This window comes from Citromicrobium bathyomarinum, assembly GCF_021021475.1.
GTDB lineage: Bacteria > Pseudomonadota > Alphaproteobacteria > Sphingomonadales > Sphingomonadaceae > Alteriqipengyuania > Alteriqipengyuania bathyomarina.
On sequence record NZ_JAINWL010000002.1, the window covers coordinates 287,994 to 302,696 of the forward strand.

Sequence of the window (14,703 nt, forward strand, 5' to 3'; positions counted from 1 at the left end):
GCAGTCGCACTATTTCGCCGGGCCGGACCGCAAACGAGAGCGGCAAGTGTCACCTTTCAAAATTCATCACCCTGCGCCGAATGATCTGTCCGACGCAGGTTTTAGCGCGCCAGCCCGGTGTAGGACAGGCGCGGTCCCGTAACCGTCAGTCGAACACCACGATGCTGCGGGCGCTGTGCCCTTCGCGAAGCTTGTCGAACCCGGCGTTGATGTCTTCCAGTGCGATCCGTTCGGCAATGATCGTGTCGAGGTCGAGCAGGCCGCGCAGGTAGAAGTCGACGAGGCGCGGCAGATCGACCGGGAAGTGGTTCATCCCCATGATCGCGCCCATCAGCTTCTTGCCGCCGAGCAGGTCCATCGCGCCGAGCCCGACCCTGCAGTCCAGCGGCATCATGCCGAGGACCACGGCGGTGCCGCCGCGCCGCAGCGATGCGACCGCGAGATCCGCGCTCGCCTGCCGTCCGACCGCTTCGATGCCGTAATGCACGCCGCCACCCGACAGCTTGACGATCTGCGAAGCGGCATCTTCCGCCAGCGCGTCGATCGTGTGTGTCGCGCCCAGCGTTTCGGCGAGCGCGCGCTTCTCGGGCAGCGGGTCGGCGGCGATAATCATGCCTGCGCCCGCGATCTTGGCCGCGTTGATCGCTGCAAGGCCGACGCCGCCGCAGCCGATCACCGCGACGCTCTCACCCGGCGTCAGCTTGATCGCGTTGAAGATGGTGCCCGCACCGGTGGTCACCGCGCAGCCGAGCACGGCAGCCCGGTCGAACGGCATATCCTTGTCGATCGCCACGCAGGCATGTTCGTGGATCAGCATCTGTTCGGCAAAGGCGGACAGGTTGAGCAACTGCTGCACAGGCTCGCCGCCCCGGGAAAGGCGCGAGGCCGCACCCTTGCCGCGCCGGGTTCCCTGACCGAGGCACAGCGCCATGCGGCCGGTGACGCAGAATTCGCACTGGCCGCAGAACGCGCTGAGGCACGAGACGACATGGTCGCCCGGCTTCACCATCGTCACTTCGCTGCCCACCGCGCGGACCACGCCCGCCGCTTCGTGCCCGGGCACCAGCGGCAGCGCATGCGGATAGGCACCGTCGATGAAGTGCAGGTCCGAATGGCACAGGCCGCACGCCCTGGTGTCGATCAGAACCTCGTGCGGGGCGGGTTCGGCAAGTTCGATCTCGCCGATCACCATCGGTTCGCCGGGCTTTTCGAGGATTGCAGCCTTCGCCATTCTCAACTCCGTGTGATTTTTCCGCTCGCCCTGAGCCTGTCAGGGCGAGCGGTAGTGTTGCTTTGGGCGTTAGCGCGTCGCGCCCATGTCGCCCGAGCTGTAGGTTTCCATCTCGTCCTCGCTCGGCGCGTGCCGGGCGAATTCCATGCGCGCGATGGAGCGTGCGTGAACCTCGTCCGGGCCGTCCGCCAGGCGCAGGGTGCGCTGGTGGGCGTAGGCTTGCGCGAGGCCGAAATCGTCGGACACGCCGGCACCGCCATGCGCCTGGATCGCATCGTCGATGATTTTCAGAGCCATGGTCGGCGCGGCGACCTTGATCATCGCGATTTCCTGTTTGGCGGCCTTGTTGCCGACCTTGTCCATCATGTCGGCCGCCTTGAGGCAGAGCAGGCGCGTCATCTCGATGTCGATACGGGCCTGCGCGACGCGCTGTTCCCAGATCGAGTGCTTGTAGATCGGCTTGCCGAAGGCTTCGCGCGCCTGCAGCCGCTTGCACATCTTCTCCAGCGCTTCCTCGGCGACGCCGATGGTGCGCATGCAGTGATGGATGCGGCCCGGCCCGAGGCGGCCTTGCGCGATCTCGAACCCGCGCCCTTCGCCCAGCAGCATGGCCGAGGCGGGAACGCGCACGTTGTTGAGGCTGATTTCCATGTGGCCGTGCGGGGCATCGTCATAGCCGAACACGGGCAGGTGGCGCTCGATGGTCACGCCTTCCGCGTCCAGCGGCATGAGGATCATCGACTGCTGCTGGTGGCGCTGGGCGCTGGTATCACTCTTGCCCATGACGATCGCGACCTTGCAGCGCGGATCGCCCGCACCGCTGGACCACCACTTGCGCCCGTTGATGACGTATTCGTCACCTTCGCGGATGATCGAGGTTTCGATGTTGGTCGCATCCGAGCTGGCGACCTGCGGTTCGGTCATCAGGAAGGCGCTGCGGATTTCGCCGGCCATCAGCGGGGCCAGCCACTGTTCCTTCTGCTCTCGTGTGCCGTAGCGGTGGAGCACTTCCATGTTGCCGGTGTCGGGAGCAGAGCAGTTCATCGTTTCGCTGGCGAAGCCGATGCGGCCCAGTTCCTCGGCGACCATCGCATATTCGAGGTTGGTGAGGCCGGGGCCTTCGAACTCGAAGGTCTCATCGACATGATGGTGGCTGTCATTGCGCGGGGGCATGAACATGTTCCACAGGCCCTTGGCCTTGGCCTTTTCCTTCAGCTCCTCGACCACGGGGATGACTTTCCAGCGATCGCCCTCGGCGTCCTGCGCCTTGTAGGTGGGGACGGCGGGGCGCACTTCCTTCTCGATGAAGTCGCGCACCCGGTCGCGCCAGTGGCTTTGCCGTTCGGTCGGTTGGAAATCCATGTCTTGCCTCTCTTGCTTCGGTCTATCTTCGAATATCAGGTATGCAGTCGAAACGCCTCGTGGCAGAGCCGCGCGCCTGCGCCAACCCCGCAATCGTCGTGTTGTGGGTCCTCAGGGACGCAAAACTTCTCCCGTCGGATCGGTGCGCGCCGCATCGTCGAGCAGGGCGAGCCGTGCCTCGTGGCTCTCCCGCGTGATGGGGAACCGCGCCAGCCAGAAGGCGGCCGTAGCGGCAAGTATCAGCGAGACGAGACCGTAGAGCAGGATCATCGGGGTCAGCACCTCCATCGATACCGTGCCGGGCCGCGCGTCGGTGGGCAGTTGCGCCAGCGCGATGATTTGCCCGGAAATGAAAATCCCTGCGCCCGTCGCGCATTTCTGGATCAGCCAGTTGCCCGCATAGAACTTGCCTTCGGCCCTCTCGCCCGTGCGTTCCTCGTACACCTCGATGATTTCGGCGACCATCGACGTGGCGGAGATCATCGACACGATCCCGGAGGTGTTGCCGAGGAACAGGAAGCAATAGAACAGGGCGGTCGACGGCAACGTTCCGGCCTCCGGCCACGCACCAGCCAGAAACAGGGCGTAGGGCGTGAAGGCAAACCCGAACGCCGCCAGCGCACCATAGGCGGCCGTATGCGGCTTGCCGAGGCGCCGGTGCAGCGGGCTCACCACGACGAACATCAGCAGCGCGCTGAAGAACAGCACCACGGGGTAGGCCTGAAAGGCGCGCTCGTCGAACTGCCAGACGAAGGCGTTGACATATTGCGAGATGGAGAAGGTCGTGCCCTGGCTGATATAGGCCGCCATGGCGCCCGCGGCGAAGATCAGGAACGCCTTCTCGCTGAAAGCCTGCTTGATCTCGGCAAAAGCGTCGAGCCACCGGAATGGCGGCGGGCGATCGGGCGGAGGATGCGCCACCAGCGCGTGCAGACCGATCGCCGACCCGATGACCGAGGCTATCATCAGCAGCCCGCCTGCGATTCCGAAGCCGACATAGCCGTCCGCTTCCAGGATCCCGTCGGGCCCGCGCATGAACACGGTGTAGGCGAGGATCATCATCACGATCCCGCCGCTCCATCCCATCAGATAGCGGTAACGGAACAGCGTGGTCCGCTCGTCGTAGTCGGTCGTGATCTCGGGCACGAGGCTCACCTGAGGCACCTCGCAGGCAGACAAGAGCAGCCGCACACCGACCGCAATGCCCAGCAGGCCGAGGAAGCTGGGCGCCTCACCGCCGGGCGGGGACCACAGCATGATCCACGCCACTGCGAGCGGAAAGGGTGCGATGTAGAGCCACGGGAGACGGCGGCCCCACTTGGTATAGGTCCGGTCGGAGAAATAGCCGATGAATGGATCCGCGACCGCGTCGACCAGCAAAGCCAGTGCCAGCGCGAGGCCCACCAGCCCCGCGTCCATGCCCAGCACCTGATTGTAGAAGATCAGCAGGAAGAAGGAAAAGCCGCTGTCCTTCACTCCGAAGGCCATCGCTCCCACGCCCTGAATCAGCTTGATGCGAAGCGGAACCGGTCCTTGCGTGAAGGCCATGAAGTGCGAATCTCTCCCGTGCGGAGCTTCTTTGCGCCGCCTTTGACGTTTACGGAACAGTAGGGGTTGCGGGCGGGCGCGCAAGCGCAATCGCTCTGCCGCTACGGCATACCGGTTTTACGAAAGTACGCTTGCGGCGGAGCCTCGCTTGGCCTTACGTAGGCGTCAGCAAAAGCACCGGCGGCGAGAGTCTCACACCGCTCCGCCGCATCCCGAGGAGAGAGATACATGGCCGATCTGGAGCAATTCCGCGCGGAAACGCGCAGCTGGCTCGAAGCCAACTGCCCGCCCGAAATGCGCAAGCCCGCCGAAGACGAGAAAGACGTTTATTGGGGCGGGCGTAACGCCACCTTCAAGAACGAGGCGCAGAAGGCCTGGTTCGAGGCGTGCCGCGACAAGGGCTACACCGTCCCGGCATGGCCAAAGGAATATGGCGGCGCGGGGCTTTCGCCCGCAGAAGCCAAGGTGTTGCGCGAGGAAATGGCGCGAATCGACGCGCGCAGCCCGCTGCACAGCTTCGGCATCTGGATGCTCGGCCCGGCGCTGCTGCACTTCGGCACCGAAGGCCAGAAGCAGCGCTTCCTCAACGAGATCGCGCGCGGCGAGATTCGCTGGTGCCAGGGCTATAGCGAGCCGGGAAGCGGATCGGACCTCGTCTCGATGCAGACTTTTGGCGAGGATAAGGGCGATCACTGGATCGTCAACGGCCAGAAGATCTGGACCTCCTACGCCGACGAAGCCGACTGGATCTTCTGCCTCGTCCGTACGGACAAGGACAACAAGTACCAGGGCATCACCTTCATGCTGTTCGACATGGCAGGCGACGGCGTCTCGACCAAGCCGATCAAGCTGATCAGCGGCAACTCGCCCTTCTGCGAAACCTTCATGGACGATGTGAAGGTTCCCAAGTCATACGGAGAGGATATCCCGGCCTATGTCGGCGAGATCAATCGCGGGTGGGATGTCGCGAAGTACCTGCTGGGCCACGAGCGCGAGATGATCTCCGCCACCGGCGGCGGCGACCGCGCCTCTTCGCTGGGCGCGGTGACCAGCCGCCAGGGCGAGCTCGACCCCGTGCTGCGCGCCGAAATGGCGCTGTTCGATGTCGATGCGCTGGCGTTTACCGCGATGAGCGAGAAGTTCCTCGACGAGGTGAAGGTGGGCAAGGGCCACCCTGCGCAGCCCAACATGCTCAAATATGCCGGGACCGAGCTCAACAAGCGCCGGCACGAGCTGCTGATGGCGGCCGGCGGCAGCCACGCTCTCGAATGGGAAAGCGAAGAGACCGAGCACGGCAAGCCCGCCCGCAGCTGGCTGCGTACCAAGGCGAACTCGATCGAGGGCGGCACCAGCGAGGTGATGCTCAACGTGGTCGCCAAGCGCATACTCGAACTGCCGGGCGCGTAACGAGAAAAGCCCTCTCCCTTGGGGGAGAGGGTTGGGAGAGGGGGCGGCTACGCTCCCTGGATCATGAACTTTAAGGGCCGGGAAGGGCCAGTCCCCACTCCCCGGCCCTCTCCCCTGAAGGGGAGAGGGAGTAAGAGATGCCACTTTATTACGACGACGATCAGGCGATGCTGGCCGACAGCGCCAGCGATTTCATCCGCGAAGAAGGCAGCATTGCCAAGCAGCTGCGCCACTGGCGCGACCGCGACTGCAAGGACGGCTTCGGCCATGGCTTGTGGGAGCAGTTCGGCGAGATGGGCTTCACCGGCATCCTGCTTCCCGAAGAGGACGGCGGGCTGGGCATGGGCCAGGTCGAGGCGAACATCGTGCTCGAGGAAATCGGCGCGAACCTTACCCCGTCGCCCTTCCTCAGCTCCTCGGTTCTCGCCGCGACCGCGCTCAAGCATGGCAGCGACGACACGCGCGGCCGCTGGCTGCCCGATCTGGTCGCGGGCAAGAACGTCTATGCCGTCGCGATCGACGAAGGCCCCAAGCACCGGCCCGAAAAGATCGCCTGCAAGGCAGAGAAGTCGGGCAATGGCTTCAAGCTGAGCGGCAAGAAGGACTTCGTGGTCTACGGCGCCAGCGCCGAGATGATCGTGGTCGCCGCGCGCACCTCGGGCAGCGATAGCGATGCCGACGGGATCACGCTGTTTGCGGTGCCGCAGGACGCGAGCGGAATGAGCCACGACAGCGTGCGGCTGGTCGACAGCTCGATGGCCAGCCACATCACCTTCGACGGGGTGGAGCTGGATGGCGACGCCGTGATCGGCGAAGTCGACGGCGGGCGCGAGATCCTGAACGCCATGCTGCGCGCAGGCCGCGTCGGCGCGTCGGCGGAAGGCGTAGGTGTCGCACGCGGCGCGATGGATATGACGGTCGACTATCTCAAGCAGCGCAAGCAGTTCGGGCAGCTGATCGGCAGCTTCCAGGCCCTGCAGCACCGCGCCGCCCACCTCTATTCCGAAGTCGAGATCGCCCGTGCGGTGACCATCAAGGCAGCGCAGCTGCTCGATGCGGGCAGCGAGCAGGCCGAGCTGATGACCTCGGTCGCCAAGGCCAAGGTCGCCAAGGCGGCGGGCCTCGCGGTCAAGGAAGGCGTGCAGATGCACGGCGGCATCGGGATGACCGACGAATACGATATCGGCCTCTACATGAAGCGCGACCGTGCGCTGCAGGAATTCCTCGGCGACATGTACTACCACGCGGGCCGCGTGGCGGAACTGAGCGGATATTAGACCTCAATATGTTGAAAAGTCCCTCGTCATTGCGAGCGTAGCGAAGCAATCCAGGGACCTGCGTCATGGATTGCCGCGTCGCCTGCGGCTCCTCGCAATGACGAAGAAAGGATTTCTGTCATGATGAAACTCACCGACCTTTTCGGTCTCGAAGGCAAGATCGCGCTGGTCACCGGCGGCAGCCGCGGGATCGGGCGCATGATCGTCGAAGGCCTGCTCGAAGCGGGCTGCGCGAAGGTCTATATCGTCGCGCGCAAGAAGGAGCAGGTCGACGAGACCGCCGCCGAACTGGGCGACAAGGTCATCGGCCTGGTCGGCGATCTCAGCCAGATGGACGGAATCAAGGCGCTGGCCGACGAACTCGCGAGCCGCGAGGACAAGCTCGACCTGCTGGTGAACAACGCGGGCGCCGCATGGGGCGAACCCTTCGAGGAGTTCAGCGAGGCCGGCTGGCACCGCACGATGGACCTCAACCTCAAGACGCCGTTCTTCCTCACCCAGAAGCTGCTGCCGCTGCTCAAGAAGGCAGGCACGGCTGAGCGTCCGGCCAAAGTGCTGATGATCGCCAGCATCGACGGGATGAAGACCAACCCGTGGCCGACCTATCCCTATCAGGCGAGCAAGGCCGGGCTGATCCACCTCACCCGCCGCATGGCTGCCGAGCTGATCGGCCACAACATCGTGGTCAACGGGATCGGTCCGGGTGCTTTCCCCAGCGCGATGAACCGCGCTGCACGCGACAACGAGGAACTGGTAAAGCGCGGCATCCCCAGCAAGCGGGTGGGCGTGACCGAAGACATGGCCGCAGGCGCGATCTACCTGCTCAGCCGGGCTGGCGACTATGTCGTCGGCACGACGATCCCGATCGACGGCGGCGTGGTCAACGCCAATATCGGCGCGGGCAACTTCGTCGATCCGTCGGGCGATTAGGCGCAGCGGCACGGGGCGGGCGGCAAGTGGACGCCGGCCCCTTAGATCGCCTGCCGGGGGCACGCTTGCCCGGCCGTCAGCCTGCCGGTGTCGTCCCTTCCTGCAACGCAGTGGTGGTACCCGAGAGATCCGCCAGGAATGTCCGCACGATCGGGGCGAGCACGCCGTAATCGGACCGGCCCTCACGCGTCACCATCCGCACATCGATCAGGCTCGCGCGGTCATCCTGCGCCGGAAGGGCGCGCAGGATGAAGATGAAGTCGACACCCAGCAGGGTATCGCGCCCCTGTGCTTCCAGCGTGGTGTCGCTGTCACCCGGCGCAATCGTCCAGCCGCGGTCCTCCGCCAATCGCTGTGCTTTGGCGAGCACCGCCGCAGGCTGCGCATCGATCCGGACGGAACGGATGTCGGGATAAGCGTCCTGATGCACCGCGGCCCAGCGCTGGCGCGGATTGAGGCCGGTCATGTCGCTGTCGCCCGCGCCGGGAATGTCGTCGAAATTGTCGGGCCGCACGGTGAGGCTTCTGAATTGCGGCGGATCGGCTAGGTCGGTCGAGATATCGTGGATCGCGGGGTGGCCAATCCATGCAAGGCCCCAGCTTGCGGCATAGACAGCCGCGACCGCGCCACCGGCGAGACCGGCGATGACCGGCAACTCGAAGGCCGATTTGCCTGTCTTTCGCCGACGAAAGATGAAAGCGAGCAGCAGGACGACCGCGATGAGCCCCGCAAGGCCCGCGTACATGACGATAGAGACGGCCTGTCGCCATGCGATACCGCCAAGCGCACTGACGGCGATCATGGCGAGCATCGTCAGCAGCGCGGCGATGCCAACGACCCCGAGCATCCAGCCCAATTTGGAGCGACCGCGCGACTTCGACGAATTGTCTGCCGCGTCGCTCGCCCCGTCGTGGCTGGAGGGGACGCTGGCGGAAGCATGGCCGCCCTGCGCAACATCTTCGTCCTGCGTCACCGCGTCGCTCAGAGGAGGGACATCTTCGTCGCGAGTGGTCGAGCCGTTATCAGTCATCAGGCCAGTCTCCTCGATGCGCATTGGGGCAACGCCCGCATTGGTCCGCTCTTACTGGCAGAGCTGCCGGGGCAGAGCCAGCGCTACCCCATCAATTCGCGCACGAAGGGGATCAGCCCGGTCTGGCGCGTGCGCTTCATGCGTTCGGCGTGCAGGATCTCGCGCACCTTGGTGAAGCACGCATCGACATTGTCGTTGATCACGACATAGTCGTATTCGGCCCAGTGGCTGATTTCGGCGCGCGCGCGTTCCATCCGGCTGTTGACCACCTCTTCGCTGTCGAGCGCGCGGGCGGTCAGGCGGCGGTGCAGTTCCTCGAGGCTGGGCGGCAGGATGAACACGCTGACCGTGTCCTGCTGGTCTTTCTGGTAAAGCTGCTGCGTGCCCTGCCAGTCGATGTCGAACAGGTAATCCTGCCCGCGCTTCAGCCCTTCGCGGATGTGGCCCTTGGGCGTGCCGTAGCGATTGCCGAACACGGGCGCCCATTCGTAGAACCCGTCTTCTTCCACCAGCCGGTCGAACTCTTCGTTGCTGACGAAGTGATAGTCCTTGCCATCCACCTCGCCCTCGCGCGGGGCGCGCGTGGTGGCGGAGACCGACAGCATGATCTCCTCGTCCGAGGCAAGCAGCATGCGCGACAGCGTCGTTTTGCCCGCGCCGGAAGGCGAGGAGAGGATGAACATGACGCCCCTGCGATGAAGCGTGTCGGTCTCGTGCGAGTGGGAGGAGGAGTCGGGCATATCCGCCATTGGCCCGTCCGGGCGGGTCAGATCAACCCTTCGCGTCGGCTAAATCCGTAAAGGGTGCGTGCGCGCTTACGCGTCGGCGGCGTCTTCCAGAATCTGCGCATCGCCCTTGGCCCGCGCCTTCTTGGCCTGCCGCCGGTCGTACAGCGCCTTGGCCAGCATTCCGCCGCCGACCACCACCGCGCCGGTGGAGGAGCGCGCAGCGACCTTGGACAGGGCGAGTGCGGTCAGCGTCGATCCCAGTCCCTGGTTCTCTGCTGCGGCTTCGGCGGTATCCTTGCCATAACGCCCGCGCAGCATGCGCTTGTCGACGGCCCGGCGCAGCAGGATCGATCCGGTGCGCACGATCGCGTTGGCCATGATCAGGTTGGCTGCCGGATTGGGGGAGAGGCCCGGCACCGCTTCGCCGCGGGCGCGTGCCTGTCCGCGGGCGACCTTGCGGCGCAGTTCCTCGCGGCGTTTGCTCATCTGGTCAGGCCCCCTGGCTTGCAGGCTCCGGACGCGCTGACGAGTGTGTGCGGAGCGTTACTTCTTGCGGCCGAAATCGACCGTGACGACGTTCGAGCCGTCTTCGTTCTTGGTAACGGCCTCGCGCGGATCGCGTTCCGCATCGTCCGACCCGTCGTTTCCTGCGGCATCGGTCGGGGTGGGGTAGTCCTCCACCTCGGTCGCCTGGAACTGCAGACCGAAATCGACCGCCGGATCGACGAAGGCGGTGATCGCGGAGAACGGCACCACCAGATGCGAGGATCGCTGGTTGAAGCTGAGCCCGACCGAAAAGCCCACTTCGGTCACGTTTAGATCCCAGAACTTGTTCTGCAGGACGATCGTCATCTCGTCCGGAAAACGCTCCCGCAGATGGTCGGGTATCTCGACCCCGGGCACGCCGGTCTTGAAGGTGATGTAGAAATGGTGGTTGCCGGGCAGCGTACCGCCGCCCGCCTCGATTTCACCAAGCACGCTGCCGACCACGGCGCGCAGGGCCTCCTGCACGATCTGGTCGTAGGGGATCAGGCTATCGGGCGCATCGTCACTCATCACGTGGCTAGGTGGCGGCGAGCGCGCGTATGGTCAAGCGCAGAATGCTTGCGCGCAGCCCCGGTCACGGATAGCGCGCGTCCCCATGCGAACCGGTCTGATAGAGCGCGATACCAAGGAAACGCGCATCCGCGTGGCGGTGAACCTTGATGGTACCGGCACCTACGAGGTGGCGACGGGGATCGGCTTTCTCGACCATATGGTCGAGCAGTTCTCCCGCCATTCGCTGATCGATGTGGAGATGAAGGTCGATGGCGACCTGCATGTCGACCAGCATCATACCACCGAAGACAGCGCGATCGCGCTGGGCCAGGCACTGACGCAGGCGCTGGGCGACAAGGGCGGGATTGGGCGCTACGGCACCGCCTATTCGCCGATGGACGAGACTTTGGCGCGGGTTGCGCTGGATATCTCGGGGCGGCCCTGGTGCGTGTGGCGCGCGGGCTTTAGCCAGACCAAGCTGGGCGAGTGGGACACCGAACTGATCGAGCACTGGTTCCAGTCGGTCGCGCAGACCGCCGGGCTGACCCTGCACGTCGAGCTGCTGTACGGCAGCAACAACCACCATATCTGCGAGGCGATCTACAAGGGCTTCGCCCGCGCGATGCGGCAGGCGGTTGAGATCGACCCGCGCAAGGGCGGGGCCATTCCTTCCACCAAGGGCATCCTGGGTGGCTGATCGTGTCGCGCTGATCGATTACGGTGCCGGGAACCTGCATTCGGTCGAAAACGCGCTCAGGCGGGTCGGCGCGGATGTCGCACTGGTTTCGGATGGGGATGCGCTGGCGAAGGCGGAGCGGATCGTGCTGCCTGGCGTGGGCGCGTTTGCCGCCTGCTACGAAGGCCTTGCCAGCCTGCCCGGAATGATCGAGGCGCTGGAAGGGCGCGTGCTCAAGGACGGCGTGCCCTTCCTCGGCATCTGCGTCGGCATGCAATTGCTCGCCGACAAGGGGCTGGAGCATGGCGAGACGCCGGGGCTCGGCTGGATCGGCGGCGAGGTGCGCGCGCTCGAGCCGTCCGAACACGTGAAGGTGCCGCATATGGGCTGGAACGACGTGGTCGTTGCCGACGATGCGAGCGGGCTGATCCACCCGGGCGAGGCCTATTTCCTGCATTCCTACGCCTTCGATGTCGCCGACCACGCGCACGTTGCCGCGCGTACCGATCACGGCGGATCGGTGACGGCGGCGGTCGCGCGCGGCAACATTCTCGGCGTGCAGTTTCACCCGGAGAAGAGCCAGGCCTACGGGCTGGCGCTGCTCGAGAGGTTTTTGAAGTGGAAGCCCTAACTCCCGTCATTCCCGCGAAGGCGGGAATCCCGCTAACCTTCTACCAGCGGCCGGAGACCCCCGCCTTCGCGGGGGTGACGACAATCGAGACAAACGCATGATCATCTTCCCCGCTATCGACCTCAAGGGCGGCAATGTCGTCCGCCTCGCCGAAGGCGATATGGACCGCGCGACCATTTACGGCGACGACCCCGGCGAACAAGCCGCGCGCTTTGCCGAAGCTGGCGCGAGCTGGCTGCACGTGGTCGACCTCGACGGCGCCTTCGCCGGCGAGGCGGTCAACGCGCATGCGGTCGAATCCATCCTTAAGCGCTTCCCCGGCAAGGTGCAGCTGGGCGGAGGCATCCGCACGCGCGAAGGCGCGGAGCGCTGGCTCGAGCTGGGCGTGGCGCGGGTGGTCATCGGGACCGCGGCGCTGAAGGACCCCGAGCTGGTCAAGGCGCTGGCGGCGGATCATCCGGGCCGCGTGGTGGTCGCAGTCGATGCTCGCGACGGCATGGTCGCGACCGAGGGCTGGGCGAGCGTTTCCGACCTGCCAGTAGAAGACCTGGCGCGCCGATTCGAGGATGCAGGCGTCGCCGCGCTGCTGTTCACCGATATCGGCCGCGACGGACTGCTCAAGGGCTGCAACGTCGAGGCGACTTTGGCGCTGGCCAAGGCGCAGTCGCTGCCTGTCATCGCCAGCGGCGGCGTCGCTGACATCGAGGATATCCGCGCCCTCGCACCGCACGCCGCGGAAGGTATCGAAGGCGTGATTACCGGCCGCGCGCTGTACGACGGGAGGCTGAATCTGGCAGAGGCGCTGCGTGTGGGGGCGGTGTGATCCAGCCCCCTCACCAAGCTTCGCTAGCCGCAGACGCGGCAAGCTGCGCTATCCTCTCCCACAGGGGGAGAGGGAATTGTGCCGCATCCATCCTCTCCCCTTGCGGGAGAGGATACGCAGGCTTGGACCTGCCAGGTCCTAGCCGAAGTTGGAGAGGGGGGATGGCCCCATGACCTTCGTCGATATCGCGCTGATCGCCACCTTGGTGATGCTGGTCATCGCCGCGGTCGACGCGGTGCGGGGCAAGACCGCGCTGGGCAAATTCCGGCTGAGCAAGAAGGATGAAGACCCGAGCCGCTTCTGGTTCGCGATCGTCCTCTACATCAACATGGCGTTCGGGATGTTCTGGCTGGCGGGGCAGGTTGCGCCATCGACCTTCACCGGAGACCAGGCACCGACCGTCGCCAACGAAAAGCACATGACATGACCGTTCGTATCCGCGTGATCCCCTGTCTCGACGTGGCCGAGGGCCGCGTGGTCAAGGGCGTCAATTTCGTCGACCTGCGCGATGCGGGCGATCCGGTCGAGCAGGCGCATGCCTACGACCTCGCGGGCGCGGACGAGCTGTGCTTCCTCGACATTTCCGCGAGCCATGAAGGACGCGCGACGCTGGCCGATATCGTCCGGCGTACCGCCGAAGTCTGCTTCATGCCGCTGACCGTGGGTGGCGGGGTGCGCAGCGTCGAGGATGCGCGCACGCTGCTGCTGGCAGGCGCTGACAAGGTCGCTATCAATTCCGCCGCCGTGGCGCGGCCCGAACTGGTCGACGATATCGCGCAGCGCATGGGCAGCCAGTGCGTGGTCGCCTCGGTCGACGCCCGGCGCGGCGAAAGCGGGCGCTACGAGATATTCACCCACGGCGGCCGCCGCGCGACCGGGATCGACGCGCTCGAACACGCCACGAAGCTGGCGCAGCTGGGCGCGGGCGAACTGCTCGTCACCTCGATGGATCGCGACGGGACCAAGGATGGCTACGACCTAGAACTGACGCGGATGATCGCCGATGCGGTCGATGTGCCGGTGATCGCCAGTGGCGGGGTCGGCACGCTGGATCACATGGTAGCCGGTGTGCGCGAGGGCCATGCCAGCGCGGTGCTGGCCGCCAGCATCTTCCATTTCGGGCAGCATACTATTGCCGAGGCGCAGGACGCGCTACGCGCGGCGGGCTTGCCTGCGCGCCACCCGGAACCCTACGCAGGGACGCACGGTTGAGGCGTCACGTATAACCAGAAAGAGGACCGTCTGGATGGAAACTCTCGCTCGCCTGGAAAAGGTGATCCTTGAACGTCGCAATTGCGATCCCGAAACCAGCTATGTCGCTCTGCTCAAGCGCGACGGGCGGCCCAAGATGGCGCGCAAGCTGGGCGAGGAAGCGGTCGAGGCGGTGGTCGCCGGGCTTTCGGGCAGTGACGAGGAACTGGTCGGCGAAGCCGCCGACGTGCTGTTCCACCTGATGGTGTTGCTGGCCGACCGCGGGATCGCGCTGGACGACGTGCTCGCCGAACTCGACCGGCGCGAGGGCATCTCGGGGATCGAGGAGAAGGCCAGCCGCGAGAGCCAGGAGGAGACGAGCGATGCCGATTGATCCGACCGCACCCTACGACGACGACAATATCTTCGCCAAGCTCCTGCGCGGCGAGATCCCCTGCACCAAGGTGTACGAGGACGACTGGGCCTTCGCGTTCGAGGATATTGCTCCGCAGGCCGAAATCCACACGCTGGTGATCCCCAAGGGCAGGTATGTCAGCTGGGACGATTTTGCGCAGAAGGCATCGGACGAGGAGATTGCCGGGCTGGTTCGCGCGGTCGGCACCGTGGCGCGCGCGAAAGGGCTGGTCGAGCCCGGCTATCGCCTGCTGGCCAATGTGGGTGAGAATGGCGGGCAGGAAGTGCCGCATTTCCACGTCCACATCTTCGGCGGGCAGAAGCTGGGGCGGATGATCGCCTGATCGGACCGCTTCTTCTGGCGCGGCGGGCGAACCGCTCCCACCGTGCGACAGTCCGCTTGAATGTGATTGCCGC

At 65.4% G+C, this 14,703-nt stretch carries 17 protein-coding genes; 10 read left to right on the forward strand and 7 right to left on the reverse strand.

What is annotated here, in order from left to right; translation table 11 throughout:
* Window positions 1-145 precede the first annotated feature (145 nt).
* The 3 genes from K7H93_RS09400 to K7H93_RS09410 form a co-directional block, all read right to left on the reverse strand.
* Complete coding sequence (locus tag K7H93_RS09400; RefSeq protein WP_230783398.1) at window positions 146-1,231, reverse strand: Zn-dependent alcohol dehydrogenase; 1,086 nt, start codon at window positions 1,229-1,231, stop codon at window positions 146-148.
* 69 nt (window positions 1,232-1,300) lie between these two features.
* Window positions 1,301-2,593: an acyl-CoA dehydrogenase family protein gene (locus K7H93_RS09405; protein WP_230783399.1), complete on the reverse strand. Its 1,293-nt coding sequence runs from the start codon at window positions 2,591-2,593 to the stop codon at window positions 1,301-1,303.
* Window positions 2,594-2,704: 111 nt separating this feature from the next.
* Window positions 2,705-4,141: an MFS transporter gene (locus K7H93_RS09410; RefSeq protein WP_230783400.1), complete on the reverse strand. Its 1,437-nt coding sequence runs from the start codon at window positions 4,139-4,141 to the stop codon at window positions 2,705-2,707.
* A 228-nt stretch (window positions 4,142-4,369) separates the two neighbouring features.
* On the opposite strand from K7H93_RS09410, the gene K7H93_RS09415 reads away from it, so the two are divergent.
* From K7H93_RS09415 to K7H93_RS09425, 3 genes are all read left to right on the forward strand, one after another.
* The gene (locus K7H93_RS09415) at window positions 4,370-5,548 is read left to right on the forward strand and encodes an acyl-CoA dehydrogenase family protein (RefSeq protein WP_010236342.1); all 1,179 of its coding nucleotides are present in this window, start codon (window positions 4,370-4,372) and stop codon (window positions 5,546-5,548) included.
* Window positions 5,549-5,685: 137 nt separating this feature from the next.
* Window positions 5,686-6,825, forward strand: coding sequence for an acyl-CoA dehydrogenase family protein (locus tag K7H93_RS09420; protein ID WP_230783401.1), 1,140 nt, complete (start codon window positions 5,686-5,688; stop codon window positions 6,823-6,825).
* Between the two features lie 123 nt (window positions 6,826-6,948).
* Window positions 6,949-7,755, forward strand: coding sequence for an SDR family NAD(P)-dependent oxidoreductase (locus K7H93_RS09425; protein WP_054525389.1), 807 nt, complete (start codon window positions 6,949-6,951; stop codon window positions 7,753-7,755).
* Window positions 7,756-7,831: 76 nt separating this feature from the next.
* Here K7H93_RS09425 and K7H93_RS09430 read toward each other — a convergent pair whose 3' ends face one another.
* From K7H93_RS09430 to K7H93_RS09445, 4 genes are all read right to left on the reverse strand, one after another.
* Entirely contained in the window at window positions 7,832-8,785 is a 954-nt protein-coding gene (locus tag K7H93_RS09430) for a DUF1499 domain-containing protein (RefSeq protein ID WP_230783402.1), read from the reverse strand.
* A gap of 83 nt (window positions 8,786-8,868) precedes the next feature.
* Complete coding sequence (gene gmk / locus K7H93_RS09435; RefSeq protein WP_010236332.1) at window positions 8,869-9,534, reverse strand: guanylate kinase; 666 nt, start codon at window positions 9,532-9,534, stop codon at window positions 8,869-8,871.
* Between the two features lie 66 nt (window positions 9,535-9,600).
* On the reverse strand, window positions 9,601-9,999 hold the full coding sequence (locus K7H93_RS09440) for a hypothetical protein (RefSeq protein ID WP_010236329.1): 399 nt from the start codon (window positions 9,997-9,999) through the stop codon (window positions 9,601-9,603).
* Between the two features lie 57 nt (window positions 10,000-10,056).
* A complete protein-coding gene (locus tag K7H93_RS09445) occupies window positions 10,057-10,569 on the reverse strand; it encodes an SspB family protein (RefSeq protein ID WP_010236326.1) in 513 nt (170 codons plus the stop codon).
* 85 nt (window positions 10,570-10,654) lie between these two features.
* On the opposite strand from K7H93_RS09445, the gene hisB reads away from it, so the two are divergent.
* From hisB to K7H93_RS09480, 7 genes are all read left to right on the forward strand, one after another.
* Entirely contained in the window at window positions 10,655-11,248 is a 594-nt protein-coding gene (gene hisB / locus K7H93_RS09450) for an imidazoleglycerol-phosphate dehydratase HisB (protein WP_230783403.1), read from the forward strand.
* Window positions 11,241-11,858 (forward strand): imidazole glycerol phosphate synthase subunit HisH, encoded by a 618-nt coding sequence (hisH, locus tag K7H93_RS09455; protein WP_230783404.1) that lies wholly within the window; start codon window positions 11,241-11,243, stop codon window positions 11,856-11,858. The genes hisB and hisH overlap by 8 nt, the downstream gene beginning before the upstream one ends.
* A gap of 97 nt (window positions 11,859-11,955) precedes the next feature.
* A complete protein-coding gene (gene hisA, locus K7H93_RS09460; protein ID WP_230783405.1) occupies window positions 11,956-12,681 on the forward strand; it encodes a 1-(5-phosphoribosyl)-5-[(5-phosphoribosylamino)methylideneamino]imidazole-4-carboxamide isomerase in 726 nt (241 codons plus the stop codon).
* Between the two features lie 169 nt (window positions 12,682-12,850).
* Window positions 12,851-13,108, forward strand: a complete 258-nt coding sequence (locus K7H93_RS09465) for a hypothetical protein (protein WP_230783406.1) — start codon at window positions 12,851-12,853, stop codon at window positions 13,106-13,108.
* Window positions 13,105-13,893, forward strand: a complete 789-nt coding sequence (hisF, locus tag K7H93_RS09470) for an imidazole glycerol phosphate synthase subunit HisF (RefSeq protein WP_230783407.1) — start codon at window positions 13,105-13,107, stop codon at window positions 13,891-13,893. The genes K7H93_RS09465 and hisF overlap by 4 nt, the downstream gene beginning before the upstream one ends.
* Before the next feature lie 34 nt (window positions 13,894-13,927).
* Window positions 13,928-14,266 carry a phosphoribosyl-ATP diphosphatase gene (locus K7H93_RS09475; protein WP_230783408.1) on the forward strand — a complete coding sequence of 113 codons (339 nt, stop codon included), beginning with the start codon at window positions 13,928-13,930 and terminating at the stop codon, window positions 14,264-14,266.
* A complete protein-coding gene (locus K7H93_RS09480; protein ID WP_230783409.1) occupies window positions 14,256-14,630 on the forward strand; it encodes a histidine triad nucleotide-binding protein in 375 nt (124 codons plus the stop codon). Before K7H93_RS09475 ends, K7H93_RS09480 begins: the two co-directional genes overlap by 11 nt.
* The last annotated feature ends 73 nt before the right edge of the window (window positions 14,631-14,703 follow it).